Here is a 13,574-nt window from a genome sequence, read left to right on the forward strand (position 1 = left end):
GGGGCCCTGGCCGCAGGGGTTGCGCCGGGTGTCGTGTGCGGGCCCGGGGGTGGTGGCTCGGGCGGTGTGGGGCCGGTTGTCGGTGGGCCCCGATAACCTCGTAGGTGTGTCGTCCCTTGCGCTGTACCGCCGCTACCGCCCCGAGTCGTTCGCCGAGGTCATCGGTCAGGAGCATGTCACTGACCCGCTCCAGCAGGCCCTGCGGAACAACCGGGTCAATCACGCGTACCTGTTCAGCGGGCCGCGCGGCTGTGGAAAGACGACCAGTGCGCGCATCCTCGCCCGCTGTCTGAACTGCGAGCAGGGGCCCACACCCACGCCGTGCGGGGAGTGCCAGTCGTGTCAGGACCTCGCGCGCAACGGGCCGGGGTCCATCGATGTGATCGAGATCGACGCCGCTTCGCACGGTGGTGTGGACGACGCCCGTGATCTGCGCGAGAAGGCGTTCTTCGGGCCCGCCTCCAGTCGTTACAAGATCTACATCATCGACGAGGCGCACATGGTCACCCCGGCGGGCTTCAACGCCCTGCTGAAGGTGGTCGAGGAGCCGCCGGAGCACCTCAAGTTCATCTTCGCGACGACCGAGCCCGAGAAGGTCATCGGGACGATCCGGTCGCGTACGCACCACTATCCGTTCCGGCTGGTGCCCCCGGGGACGCTGCGCAGCTATCTCGCCGACGTCTGCGGGCGGGAGAACAGCTCCGTCGAGGACGGCGTCCTGCCGCTCGTCGTGCGCGCCGGGGCCGGATCCGTGCGTGACTCGATGTCCGTCATGGACCAGTTGCTCGCCGGTGCGGGCGACGACGGTGTGACGTATGCCATGGCCACCTCGCTCCTCGGGTACACCGACGGCTCGCTGCTCGACTCGATCGTCGACGCCTTCGCCGCCGGCGACGGGGCCGCCGCCTTCGAGGTCGTGGACCGGGTCATCGAGGGCGGCAACGACCCGCGTCGGTTCGTGGCCGATCTGCTGGAGCGGCTGCGCGATCTGGTGATCCTCGCCGCCGTGCCCGACGCCGGGGAGAAGGGGCTCATCGACGCCCCCGCCGATGTGGTCGAGCGGATGCAGGCCCAGGCCTCCGTCTTCGGCGCCGCCGAGCTGAGCCGAGCCGCCGACCTGGTCAACGACGGGCTCACGGAGATGCGCGGCGCCACCTCGCCGCGCCTCCAGGTGGAGTTGATCTGCGCCCGGGTCCTGTTGCCCGCCGCCTACGACGACGAGCGGTCGCTGCAGGCCCGGCTCGACCGGCTGGAGCGTGGGGCCTCGGCCGCCGCTGCCGCCGCTTCGTTCGCCGCCCCGCCGGCGGCTGTGGCGCCGATGGGGTACGTCCCGGGGGCCGAGGCCCAAGCCCACGCGCCCCAGATCCAAGCGCCCCAGGTCCACGCACCCCAGGTCCACGCACCTCAGGCCCACCCATCCCAGGGCCATGCGCCCCAGGCTGCCTCCGCGGGTCCGGACGCGGCCCGTGTCGCCGTACGGGGCGAAGCGCCCGGCCCCGGGGCACCTGACGCCGCACCGCACGCCGCTCCCGCCCCCGCCGCCGAGCCGGCCCCGCAGGCTCCCGCCGCGGCCCCCGAGGCCGGCCAGCGGCCTGGGTCCTGGCCCGCTGCCGGTGGCGGCGGGGACCAGGCCCGCCGCCCCGGCGGCTGGCCCACCGCGTCCGCCCCGGGCAGCGGCCCGGCCCCCGCCACGGCCCCGCTGGCCGCCGCCGCCCCGGTCGCCCCGGTTCCGGCGGCCCCCGTCGCGCCGGCCGCGCCCCAGGGCGGTCAGAGCATGGGCCAGGGCGCCGCCCAGGTGCAGAGCATGTGGCCCGACATCCTCGAGGCGGTCAAGAACCGGCGGCGCTTCACCTGGATCCTGCTCAGCCAGAACGCCCAGGTCGCCGGGTTCGACGGGACGACACTGCGGATCGCCTTCCTCAACGCGGGCGCCCGTGACAACTTCGCCAGCAGCGGCAGCGAGGAGGTCCTCAAGCAGGCCCTCGTCGAACGCTTCAACGCCCAGTGGCGCATCGAAGCGGTCGTCGACCCCTCCGGCGGCGGGATGCCCCCGCAGTCCGGCGGAGGCGGCGGACGTCCCGCCCCGCAGTACCAGCCCGCCCCGGCGGCACCGGCGGCCCCGGTGGCGTACGAGCCCCGGCCCCAGCACTCCGCCCCCCAGCAGCCCTCGTCCCCGCCGCAGGGGCAGCACGCGCCGTCGGCCCAGCAGCCGCCGCCCTCGTCCGCGCCACCGCAGGGCCGGGAGGCCGCGCCCGCCCCCGAGGCCTCCCACCGTTCGTACGGGGCGGAGCCGCCGCGATCCGTGGCCCCCGAGGACGACACCCCGGAGGCCGACGATCCGGATCTGGTCGACTCCGCCCTCTCCGGCCATGAGCTGATCGTCCGCGAGCTGGGCGCCACGGTGGTCGAGGAGTTCACCAACGAGCAGTGAGCCGATGACGGCGAGGGCGGCGGCGCCAGGACGGAGGCGGGCCGTCCACGGACCGGCGGCCGTCGGGGCCCACCGTGCCCGGCGGCTAGGCTGCACCCCGTGAAGGTCCTCGTCATCGGCGGCGGCGCCCGCGAACACGCCCTGTGCCGCTCTCTGTCCCTCGACCCCGATGTCACCGCTCTGTACTGCGCCCCCGGCAACGCCGGCATCGCAGAGGTGGCCGAACTGCACCCGGTCGACGCGCTCGACGGTGACGCCGTCGCGCGCCTCGCGACCGAGCTGGGCGCCGGGCTGGTGGTCGTCGGCCCGGAGGCGCCGCTCGTCGCCGGGGTCGCCGACGCCGTGCGCGCGGCCGGCATCCCCTGCTTCGGCCCCTCCGGCGAAGCCGCGCAGCTGGAGGGCTCCAAGGCGTTCGCCAAGGACGTCATGGCCGGCGCCGGAGTCCCCACCGCCCGCAGCTACGTCTGCACCACCCCCGCGGAGATCGACGAGGCCCTCGACGCCTTCGGCGCCCCGTACGTCGTCAAGGACGACGGCCTCGCGGCCGGCAAGGGCGTCGTCGTCACCGACGACCTCGCCGCCGCCCGCGACCACGCGCTCTCCTGCGACCGCGTGGTCATCGAGGAGTTCCTCGACGGCCCCGAGGTCAGCCTCTTCGCGATCACCGACGGCACCACCGTGCTGCCGCTCCAGCCCGCCCAGGACTTCAAGCGCGCCCTGGACGGCGACGAGGGTCCCAACACCGGCGGCATGGGCGCCTACTCCCCGCTCCCGTGGGCGGACCCCAAGCTGGTCGACGAGGTCCTGCAGACCGTGCTCCAGCCGACCGTCGACGAGCTGCGCCGCCGGGGCACGCCCTTCTCCGGGCTGCTCTACGCGGGCCTCGCGATCACCTCGCGCGGCGTGCGGGTCATCGAGTTCAACGCGCGCTTCGGCGACCCGGAGACCCAGGTGGTGCTGGCCCGGCTGAAGACGCCGCTGGCCGGTGTCCTGCTCGCCTCCGCCAACGGCGCTCTCGACGTCCTCCCGCCGCTGAACTGGCGCGACGCCGCCGCGGTCACCGTGGTCATCGCCTCGCACAACTACCCGGACACTCCGCGCACCGGCGACCCCATCGACGGGCTCGCGGACGTCGCGGCGCAGGATGCCCCCGACGCGTACGTCCTGCACGCCGGGACCCGCGCCGAAGGCGACGCGGTGCTCAGCGCGGGCGGCCGGGTGCTCTCGGTGACCGCGACCGGCAAGGACCTCACGGCGGCCCGTGAGCGCGCCTACACCGCGCTCGGCCGGATCCGCCTGGACGGGTCCCAGCACCGTACGGACATCGCCCTGAAGGCCTCGCAGGGCTGACCCGGCCGACCCGGCTGACCCGGCCGACAGAGCTGACCCGGCTGACCCGGCGGACACAGCAGCCCCTCCGCCCGCCCCCGTACGCCACCGGCGCACGCGGTAGGCGCGAGGGGCTGACCCCTGTTCGCGACCGCCCCGGCCGCCTGCTTGCCCATGGACGCGGACACGTCAGCAGCTTTACCCAAAGCCATTCCATCGGGTGACGACTGGGCCATCCGGATGACGGCTGCCGGAGCCCCAACTAGGGTGCGGCGCAAGCGTTCCGGCACTTGGCCCACCGGCATTGCGATGTCGGTGACGGGTGCCACAGTGGGGGAGTGAGCAACACCGTCGCGGGGCAGAGGGGGTGACGTCCGGTCGTGTCCGGTATCGATGTGGGTGAGGAGCTGGGTGCGCGGGCCGCACAGGCCCGAGCGCTCTCCCTGCTGCGGATCCGCAGCAGGGCACTGGCCGTGGCGATCCTGCCCGCGGCCGTCGCCGTCGTGCTGTTCGCCGCGGGCGCGCAGGGCCACCTGGCCGGTCCGGCCTGGGACGCCGTGCGCTGGACGGTCCTGGGCGTCGCGGTCGCCGTGCTGCTGGTGACCGTCCTGGTCGCCGTCTCCGTGGCCCGCGCGCGGCCCGCCATGAGCCCGACCGTCCCGGTGCCGGAGCGAGGGGCCCCCGACCTCTACCGTCTGGTCCGGGACCTGGCCGACCGGCTCGATGTGCCCGCGCCCTCGGCCGTGGCGCTGACCCCGGACTGCGACAGCTGGCTGGAGGACCGGACGCACCGCGCGCTCCGGAGGGGCCCGGGGGCCTCGGCGGAGGCCGGGGACACCGCCCCCGTCCTGGTCATCGGCTCGCCGTTCCTGTGGTGGATGCGGGTCGCCGAACTCCGCGCGGTCCTCGCCCCCGTCGTGGCGGGCACCGGCCCGTCCGCGCACCCCGACATAGCCGCCGCCCGCCGCTTCGTACGCGGGCTGGACGCCGCGATCGCCGATGCCGCCGGCCCAACCCGGGGCGTGGTGCGCGGGGCGCCGCTCGCCTTCATCGGCTGGGTCGCCCGGCTGCTGCTGCGGGCCTGCCGGGACCATGCCGCCGAGATGGAGCGCTGTGTGGCCGCCGCCGCGTCCATGCGGGCCCAGACGGTCGACTACGGGCTGCGCATCGCCGCCCAGGAACAGGTCGGCCTCGCCTACGCCGGCTGGGACCGGCTGCTGACCCGGGTGGCTCTGCCCGCCTGGCGGATGGGCCGCTGGCCCTCCCGGCTGGACGCCGGGGTCGTCTCCGCGCTCACGGAGCTCTCCCGCCGGGACCGGCTGGCCGACGGCTTCGCCCTGCGCCTCGGCGAGCGTCCCGCGTGCGACCTGTTGGAGGAGCCCGGCGTGGCCGACGAGGCGGCGTCCCTGCTCGCCGCCCGGCTCTTCCACGGCGGCCCCGCCGAGAGCGGTCCCGACTGGGCGCCGGTGGACTGGCAGCAGTATCCCGACGAGGTCGTCGACCGGAAGTGGCGCAGCGAGGCGGCCCGGCTGCACAAGGTCCTGGACACCGTGGGCGTCCCCCGGGCCTCCGCCGCAGACCCGGCCGTCCCCACCCTGGCCCGGGTCATGGAGCATCTGTCCGGTTCCGGCGGCCCCGGGGGCCCGGGGGAGGAGCTCGCGGCGGGCATCGGCGCCGCGGTCGCCCGTGAGGAGGCCGAGTCCCCGGGACACGTCGCCCCGGAGCCCGGCGCGGCCGAGGAGGACCCCCTCGACCTCTGGGGACCGGGGCCGCTGCCCCTCTTCCCGCTCCAGCCGCCGCGTACGGGCACCGAGCTGCTCGCCGACCACGTCGCGGCCATGGTCTGCTGCGCGGCCGTGGACACGGCGGGCGCGGCCCCCGGCCTGGACTGGCTGGACGGTCCCGCGCTGCTCGTCGGCGGCGAGCGCCGGGCGGACCTCGCGACTCCCGTCCTCAGCCTGGTCGAGGACGGCGATCCGGACCCGCTGCTGTGCTGGCTCGCCGAGGTGGGTGTGCGCTCGGACAAGCCGGTCCGGCTGGTGTGAGCGCACGCGGACACGGACACGGGCACCGACACAGACCGTTGCTCGAAGTCACGAAGTCACGAAGTCACGAAGTCACGAAGTCACGAAGTCACGAAGTCACGAAGGTTCGAAGTCCCGGAGCCCCGGAGCCCGAGCCCGGATCTCGAGGTCCAGAACCCGGAAGAAAAGCTTCCGTTCCCGTCAATTAGCGACGAAGGGTGACGGGCTGCATGCGTTATGTGATGTGCTGGGGATCGGCGCTGACATCCGGCGCACCAGAGTTGTCCGGGGGATCCCGGGAGCTGTCCGGGGGATCCGAGGGAGGGGCGCGGCATGGGGGCGGAGCAGATTCGCCGGTGGGAGTCGGGCGCCCTCGCGCACGCGGTGAGCGATCCCTTCGGGCAGGGCCCGTTGCCCTGGCTGCGCGGCAGTGAGACCTACTTCGACGACACCGGTCAGGTCGTCCCCTGGTACGCCGACCCGGAGCTCGGCCGGAGCACCGGCGGCGGCACCCGTACCGCCGACGACGTACGCCGCCAGATCAAGGGCTTCGTCTCGCCCGGTGCGGCGGCCCCCGGCGAGGCCATCGACTTCCACATCACCGTGGACCCGCCCCAGCAGTTCTCCGTCGACGTCTACCGGATCGGTCATTACAGCGGCGACGGCGCGGCCAAGATCACCACGAGCCCGCGGCTCTCCGGCATCGTCCAGCCGCCGCCGCTCGCCGCCGACCGGACCGTCTCCTGCCACCACTGGTGGATGTCCTGGCGGCTCCAGATCCCGAGCTACTGGTCGGTCGGCGCGTACGTCGCCGTCCTGACCACCGCCGACGGCTTCCGCTCGCACATCCCCTTCACCGTCCGCCACGACCACCCCGCCGACCTGCTGCTCCTGCTGCCCGACATCACCTGGCAGGCGTACAACCTCTATCCGGAGGACGGCCGCACCGGCGCCAGCCTCTACCACGCGTGGGACGAGCGGGGGCGGCTGCTCGGCGAGGAGGACGCCGCCGTCACGATCTCCTTCGACCGCCCGTACGCCGGGGCCGGCCTCCCGCTCCACGTGGGGCACGCGTACGACTTCATCCGCTGGGCCGAGCGGTACGGCTACGACCTCGCCTACGCCGACGCCCGCGATCTGCACGCGGGCCGCGTCGACCCCAGCCGCTACCGGGGCCTGGTCTTCCCCGGCCACGACGAGTACTGGTCGCTGCCGATGCGCCGGGCCGCCGAGCGCGCCCGGGACTCCGGCACCTCGCTCGTCTTCCTCTCCGCCAACACCATGTACTGGCAGGTGGGCCTCGCCCCGTCCGCCTCCGGCGAGCCGGACCGCCTGCTGACCTGCCGAAAACGCCGGGGGCCCGGAAAGTCGGCCCTGTGGCGCGAGGTGGACCGGCCCGAGCAGCAGCTCCTGGGCATCCAGTACGCGGGCCGGGTGCCCGAGCCCCGCCCGCTGGTCGTGCGCAACGCGGAGCACTGGCTCTGGGACTCCACGGGCGCGGTCGAGGGCGACGAGATCCCGGGCCTGGTCGCCGGCGAGGCCGACCGCTACTTCCCGCGCACCAGCCTGCCCGAGCACGACAACAGGATCCTGCTCGCCCACTCCCCGTACGAGGACTCCGAGGGCGCCACCCGGCACCAGGAGACCTCGCTCTACCAGGCCCCCTCCGGCGCGCTCGTCTTCGCCTCCGGCACCTTCGCCTGGTCACCGGCGCTGGACCGCCCCGGGCACACCGACCCCCGGATCCAGCGGGCCACGGCCAACCTCCTCGACCGGATCTGCAAGCGCGACTGACCGGGATCCGCAGGCAGGGCCGACGGGGAAGGGGCGTGTCCGCGGACCCGCTCCCGCGCCCCGTCCGCGGATACGGGACAATCGGAACCGCTCCTGGATCAATCTACGCGGAGGCACCGTGTCCGGTTTTGTAGAAAAGCCCGAGCCCGTCGAGGTTCCGGGCCTCACCCACCTGCACACCGGCAAGGTGCGTGACCTGTACCGGAACGAGGCGGGCGACCTCGTCATGGTCGCCAGCGACCGTATCTCCGCGTACGACTGGGTCCTGCCCACCGAGATCCCCGACAAGGGCCGCGTCCTCACCCGGCTCTCGCTGTGGTGGTTCGACCAGCTCGCCGACCTGGTCCCCAACCACGTCCTGTCCACCGAGCTGCCGCCCGGCGCCCCGGCCGACTGGGCGGGCCGCACCCTCATCTGCACATCGCTGCGCATGGTCGAGATCGAGTGCGTGGCGCGCGGCTATCTGACCGGCTCCGGGCTCGTCGAGTACGACGCCACCCGTACGGTCTGCGGCATCGGCCTCCCCGAGGGCCTGGTCAACGGATCCGAGCTGCCCGGCCCGATCTTCACCCCGGCCACCAAGGCGGCCGTCGGCGACCACGACGAGAACGTCAGTTACGAGGACATCGCCCGCTCCGTCGGCGTGGAGACGGCCGCCGAGCTGCGGCGCACGACGCTCGACGTCTACCGCCGGGCCCGGGACATCGCGCACGAGCGCGGGATCATCCTGGCCGACACCAAGTTCGAGTTCGGCTTCGCGACCGCCGAGGACGGGACCGAGCGGCTGATCATCGCCGACGAGGTGCTGACCCCGGACTCCTCGCGCTTCTGGCCCGCCGCCACCTGGCAGCCCGGCCGCGCTCAGCCCAGCTACGACAAGCAGTTCGTGCGCGACTGGCTGACCTCGCCGGCCTCCGGCTGGGACCGCGCGAGCGAGCAGCCGCCCCCGGCGCTGCCGCAGGAGATCGTGGCGGCGACCCGCGCCAAGTACATCGAGGCGTACGAGGTGCTGACGGGCACCAACTGGTCCTAGCCCAGAGGGATACGCAGAAGGCCCCGGTCGATGACGACCGGGGCCTTCTCCTCATGGAGCGGACGACCAGGTTCGAACTGGCGACCTCAACCTTGGCAAGGTTGCGCTCTACCAACTGAGCTACGTCCGCAGTGCGCCGCAGCGCGAGGCCTACTATACCCAACCCCGCTCGCGTGCGAGACGCACCGCCGTATGCCGGTTCTCCGCACCGATCTTGGTGGCGGCCGAGGACAGATAGTTGCGCACGGTCCCCTGGGACAGCGAGGCCCGCTCCGCGATCTCCGCGACCGGCGCCCCGTCCGCCGCCAGTTCGAGCACCTCGGCCTCCCGGGCGGTCAGCGGGGAGTCCCCGGCGGAGATGGCGTCGGCCGCCAATTCCGGATCCACGTAACGGTTTCCGGCGTGGACGGTACGGATGATCTCGGCCAGCCGCCGGGCGCTGACCGTCTTCGGGACGAACCCCCTGACGCCGGCGGCCAGGGCCCGCTTGAGGTGTCCGGGGCGGCCGTGGCTGGTCACGATCATGGTGCGGCAGTGAGGCAGTTCGGTCCGCAGCGATGTGGCGACCTTCACACCGTCCGCGCCCGGCATCTGGAGGTCCAGGACGGCGACGTCGGGCCGGTGCGCCAGCGCCATCGCCAGGGCCTCGGGGCCGCTCGCCGCCTCCGCGACCACGACGAGGTCCTCCTCCAGGGCGAGCAGCGCGGCCAGCGCACCCCGGATCAGGTGCTCGTCGTCGGCCAGCAGGACCCGCAGGGGCTGCGCGGTGGTCATCGTTCCTCCGGAAGAGCGGAAGGGGCGTCGGACGTGGAGGAGGGGGCGGCGGGCCCGCGGCGGCCGTTCGGGTGCGGGCGGGGGGTCGTGAGCGGCACCGTCGCCGTCACCCGGAAGAGATCGTCCCCGGCGGCTCCGGCGGTGAGCGTCCCGCCGAGCGCCCCGAGCCGTTCGCGCAGCCCGGCCAGGCCCGAACCGCCGCCGTCGTCCGGGTCGCCGAGCGGACTCGTGGCGCCGGCCCCGTCGTTCTCGACCTCCAGGACCACCGCGTCCCGCGTCCGTGTGAGCCGGATCCAGCAGTGGCGCGGGTCGCCGTGGCGCAGGACGTTCGTCGCCGTCTCGCGCACCACCCAGCCGAGCGCGGCCTGTACGGCGGCCGGAGCTCCGATACCGGCCGAGCCGTCGGCGCCTTCGACCGTGCAGGTGATGCCGGCGGCCTGCAACACGCCCTGCGCGCCCATGAGTTCGGTCGGCAGGTCGGCCTCCCGATAGCCGCGTACGACATCGCGGACCTCCTGCTGGGAGGCACGGGCGATCCGCTGCACCTCGACCATCTGGTCCGTCGCCGTGGGATTGCCCCGCTGGGCCAGCTCCACGGCCAGCTCGCTCTTCAGCGCGATCACCGACAGGTTGCGGCCCAGTACGTCGTGCATGTCCCGGCCGAACCGCAGCCGCTCCTCGGCCACCGCCAGCCTCGCCTGCATGTCCCGCGCCTCCTCCGCCTGCCACATCACGGACAGGCTCCAGATGCTGGGCCGGGTCGAGACGAGGACCAGCAGGAAGACGACGACCAGCGAGACGACTGCCCCGAGCAGCAGCCCGCCGGGCACCCCCACGGCCGCCAGGAGCGCCACGACGGCCGCCGCGTAGCCGGCGGCCTGCAGCAGGAACTTCCGGACCGGGATGATCAGGACGTACGGGATGGCGAACGCCACCGGCAGGTCCAGCACCAGCAGCACCAGTGCCTGGTCCGTGACGCCGCCCGCCCCCGCGAGGGCCACCAGCAGGCCGGTCATCACCACCTGGAGGGCGACGGGCAGCCGCAGCCGGCCCAGGGGGAACGGCTCCGTCCCCCGGTAGTCGTCGCAGGCGGGCCCCAGATTGCGGCAGCTCAGCACGGACTGGACGAGGTTGGCGAGGAGGAACGCCCCGCCGATGGCGATCGCCGTCGGTCCCTCGTCCAGGGTCTTGCCCAGGGGCAGCAGGCCCCAGGACAGGGCGAAGAACCAGGTGATCGAGCAGAGCGTCACCCGTGTGTAGAGGTCGATGCGCTGGAGCTTGCTGCGCTCGTGCCAGCCGCGCCGCCAGCCCCGTACCCGACCGATCACGCCAGTCAGCCCCTTCATGTCAGCCGCGCGGGTCCCAGCGGAACCACCGTCGCACAGCAAACACCCCGAAGGCTGTCCAGGCCAGCGCGGTCACCCCGGCCATGACCAGGTCGCCGCTGCCGACGCCGCCGAGCCAGCCGTGCCGGATCAGGGTCATCACGCCCGTCATCGGCAGCAGCTCCAGTACCGAGGCCAGCTTGTCCGGGAACACCGCCAGCGGGATGAAGAGCCCGGAGCCGAACATCGAGACGAAGAACAGCGGCAGGGTGGTGAGCTGCGAGGTCTGCACCGTCCGGGTGATCACGGCGGTCGCCGCGGCCAGGGCGGTCATCAGTACGAAGCCCAGCAGCAGTCCGGCCAGCAGGAGGTCGGGGCGGTGCGGTGTGCTCAGGTCGAAGGCGATCGCGCCGGCCCCCACCAGCAGCACGCACTGGGCGAGCGCCAGGGCGACGGACGGCAGTGCGGTGCCGATGAGGATCTCGCGGTCGGAGATCTCGCCGGTGCGCAGCCGCTTCAGGACCAGTTCCTCGCGCCGGGCGACGTACGCGGAGACGAGGTTCATGTAGACGACCTGGACGAGCACCATGCCGATGCCGCCGGTCAGGGCGGCGCCGGCGACGGTGAGGCCGGTGCCGCCGAGGTCGATCTGTTCGAGCGAGGTCCGCATCGCGAAGATCATCGCGAGGGGCAGCAGCAGGGCCACGACGATCGCGGTCCGGTTGCGCACCAGGAGGATCAGCTCGGCGCGGCCGAGGGCGGTCAGCCGCCGGGCCACGGCCGCCGCGCCCGTGGGGGAAGCGGCGGGCGTCCGGTCGAGGACGGGGGTCGTGGTCGTCATGCCGTCACCTTCTTCGGGCCGCCGGAGCGGGTGGAGCGGTCGGAGGTCTGACGCGGGTCCTGGTCCCGGGGCGCGTGCTGGGTCTTCGCGATGTCGAGGAACGCCTCCTCCAGGGAGGCGGAGCGGGCGTCGAGGCCGTGCAGCCGTACGCCCGACTCCCGGGCCCACGCGAGGAGTTCGTGCAGCGACTCCTGGAGCGCGGGGGTGCGGATCTCGACCCGCTGCCCTTCCGCCGCGGCCCGCAGCGAGAGCGGGAGCCGGGAGGCGGGCACCGCCTCGGGCAGGACGAACCGGATCCTGGCCGGCTGCTGTGCGGTCACTTCGGCGATGGTCCCGGTGGTCACGATCCTCCCCTGATGCATGATCGCCAGGCGGTCGGCGAGCGCCTCGGCCTCCTCCAGGTAGTGCGTGGTCAGCAGCACGGTCGTGCCGTTGTCCCGCAGCGCCCGGACGAGCTCCCAGGTCTCCTGCCGGCCCTCGGCGTCCAGCCCGGTCGTCGGCTCGTCGAGGAAGAGCACCTCGGGCCGGGAGGTCAGGGCGAGCGCCAGGTCGAGGCGGCGCTTCTCGCCGCCGGACAGCTGCTTGACCCGCACGTCGGCCCGGACGGTCAGGCCGACCATCTCCAGGGCCTCGGACGCGGGGCGTGCGCCGGTGGTGCAGGCCGACCACATGCGTACGGTCTCCATGACCGTGAGGTCGGAGGGGAAGCCGCCTTCCTGGAGCATCACCCCGGTACGGGGGCGGACGGCGGCGCGTTCGCGGTAGGGGTCGTGCCCGAGGACCCGGACCGTGCCGTCGGTCGGTGGGGCCAGGCCTTCGAGGAGTTCCACGGTGGAGGTCTTGCCCGCGCCGTTCGTCCCGAGCAGGGCGAACAGTTCGCCGCGGGCCACGGAGAAGGAGATCCCGGACACGGCCTCGAAGCCGCCGGCGTATCGGCGCCGTACCCCGTTCGCCTCGATCACGGGACCGTCCACGCGGTCGCTGAGAATGTCGTCGCTGGTCATGCTTCAAGGTTTCCGCCGGAACAGGCCCGCGAGCAGTGCGCGCTGTCATCACTGCTCATGACAAACGTCATGAGGGGTTCGGGGCGGGGGCCGGGAGCACGACAAAGGCCCTGACCGAGGAGGTCAGGGCCTTTGATGCTGAGCGGACGACCAGGTTCGAACTGGCGACCTCAACCTTGGCAAGGTTGCGCTCTACCAACTGAGCTACGTCCGCAGTGCAGCCACTCGGCTTTCACCGGTGGAGCGAGCACTACTCTACCTGATCCAACGAAGTGGTCCGAAGAGTCGTGCAGAGCGGGTGACAGGAATTGCACACTGCGCCTTCCCCCTGGAAGGGGGATGTTCTACTACTGAACTACACCCGCACGCTGCGTGGGATTCGGCTTTGCGGCCTCGCCCCTCGGCGTGCTCCAGACTCTAGCCGACCTGCGGGGGTGTCGCGCAAGTCGGCTCCCCGCGGGTCCTGCGGACCGGCCCCCGGAGCCCGGTCCGCAGGGCGTCCGGGGCCGCCTGACGGAGCGTCCGGCTCCCCGGTCCGCCGGCGTCGGGAGGGCCGGCCGGCTCTAGACCGGCCCCCGCCGCCACGGCTCAACCGGCCGCCTGGAACGCCTCGTAGACCTTCTTCGGGATGCGGCCCCGGGCCGGCACCTCCATCCGGTGCGAACGGGCCCAGGCGCGGACGGCCGCCGGGTCCGGGGCGAGGGAGGTGTGGTGGTAGGCCGTGGGCGTCCTGCCGTGCTTGCTGGCGTTTGTCTGCTTTCGGCCGGCGGCCACGTAGGGCGCCAGGGTCTTCCGCAGTTTCTTCGCGTTGGCGGGATTGAGGTCGATCTCGTACGTCTTCCCGTCCAGGGCGAAGGACACCGTTTCCGCCGCCGTTCCCCCGTCGATGTCGTCGGAGAGTGTCACCACTACGCGCTGAGCCACGGATATCGGTCCTTTCCTACGGCACCGGCGCGTGTCGCGTGCGCGGATGCCGGCCTTCCGGCTGTCAGGCGGGCGGATGCGGATCGACGAGGCGT

10 protein-coding genes and 3 tRNA genes are annotated in these 13,574 nt (G+C 73.3%); 5 read left to right on the forward strand and 8 right to left on the reverse strand.

What is annotated here, in order from left to right; genetic code table 11:
- Positions 1-106: 106 nt before the first annotated feature.
- From ACH4UK_RS19130 to ACH4UK_RS19150, 5 genes are all read left to right on the forward strand, one after another.
- Positions 107-2,431 (forward strand): DNA polymerase III subunit gamma and tau, encoded by a 2,325-nt coding sequence (locus tag ACH4UK_RS19130; RefSeq protein WP_398357655.1) that lies wholly within the window; start codon positions 107-109, stop codon positions 2,429-2,431.
- A gap of 99 nt (positions 2,432-2,530) precedes the next feature.
- Positions 2,531-3,781, forward strand: a complete 1,251-nt coding sequence (gene purD, locus ACH4UK_RS19135; RefSeq protein ID WP_398357657.1) for a phosphoribosylamine--glycine ligase — start codon at positions 2,531-2,533, stop codon at positions 3,779-3,781.
- 359 nt (positions 3,782-4,140) lie between these two features.
- Positions 4,141-5,805: a hypothetical protein gene (locus tag ACH4UK_RS19140; protein WP_398357658.1), complete on the forward strand. Its 1,665-nt coding sequence runs from the start codon at positions 4,141-4,143 to the stop codon at positions 5,803-5,805.
- 312 nt (positions 5,806-6,117) lie between these two features.
- The gene (locus ACH4UK_RS19145) at positions 6,118-7,578 is read left to right on the forward strand and encodes a N,N-dimethylformamidase beta subunit family domain-containing protein (protein WP_398357660.1); all 1,461 of its coding nucleotides are present in this window, start codon (positions 6,118-6,120) and stop codon (positions 7,576-7,578) included.
- A 118-nt stretch (positions 7,579-7,696) separates the two neighbouring features.
- Positions 7,697-8,611: a phosphoribosylaminoimidazolesuccinocarboxamide synthase gene (locus ACH4UK_RS19150; protein WP_398357662.1), complete on the forward strand. Its 915-nt coding sequence runs from the start codon at positions 7,697-7,699 to the stop codon at positions 8,609-8,611.
- A gap of 54 nt (positions 8,612-8,665) precedes the next feature.
- On the opposite strand, the gene ACH4UK_RS19155 is transcribed toward ACH4UK_RS19150, so the two are convergent.
- From ACH4UK_RS19155 to ACH4UK_RS19190, 8 genes are all read right to left on the reverse strand, one after another.
- A tRNA-Gly gene (locus tag ACH4UK_RS19155) sits at positions 8,666-8,741 on the reverse strand.
- 23 nt (positions 8,742-8,764) lie between these two features.
- Positions 8,765-9,385 (reverse strand): response regulator transcription factor, encoded by a 621-nt coding sequence (locus ACH4UK_RS19160; protein ID WP_003968028.1) that lies wholly within the window; start codon positions 9,383-9,385, stop codon positions 8,765-8,767.
- Positions 9,382-10,731 (reverse strand): sensor histidine kinase, encoded by a 1,350-nt coding sequence (locus tag ACH4UK_RS19165; RefSeq protein ID WP_398357664.1) that lies wholly within the window; start codon positions 10,729-10,731, stop codon positions 9,382-9,384. The genes ACH4UK_RS19160 and ACH4UK_RS19165 overlap by 4 nt, the downstream gene beginning before the upstream one ends.
- Position 10,732: 1 nt before the next feature.
- Complete coding sequence (locus ACH4UK_RS19170) at positions 10,733-11,551, reverse strand: ABC transporter permease (RefSeq protein ID WP_398357666.1); 819 nt, start codon at positions 11,549-11,551, stop codon at positions 10,733-10,735.
- Positions 11,548-12,555 carry an ABC transporter ATP-binding protein gene (locus tag ACH4UK_RS19175; protein ID WP_398357668.1) on the reverse strand — a complete coding sequence of 336 codons (1,008 nt, stop codon included), beginning with the start codon at positions 12,553-12,555 and terminating at the stop codon, positions 11,548-11,550. The genes ACH4UK_RS19170 and ACH4UK_RS19175 overlap by 4 nt, the downstream gene beginning before the upstream one ends.
- Before the next feature lie 141 nt (positions 12,556-12,696).
- Positions 12,697-12,769, reverse strand: a tRNA-Gly gene (locus ACH4UK_RS19180).
- Between the two features lie 79 nt (positions 12,770-12,848).
- Positions 12,849-12,920: transfer RNA gene (locus ACH4UK_RS19185), tRNA-Gly, on the reverse strand.
- Between the two features lie 223 nt (positions 12,921-13,143).
- Positions 13,144-13,479 (reverse strand): Lsr2 family protein, encoded by a 336-nt coding sequence (locus tag ACH4UK_RS19190; RefSeq protein ID WP_398357670.1) that lies wholly within the window; start codon positions 13,477-13,479, stop codon positions 13,144-13,146.
- Positions 13,480-13,574 lie beyond the last annotated feature (95 nt).

This window comes from Streptomyces sp. NPDC020884, assembly GCF_044333935.1.
GTDB lineage: Bacteria > Actinomycetota > Actinomycetes > Streptomycetales > Streptomycetaceae > Streptomyces.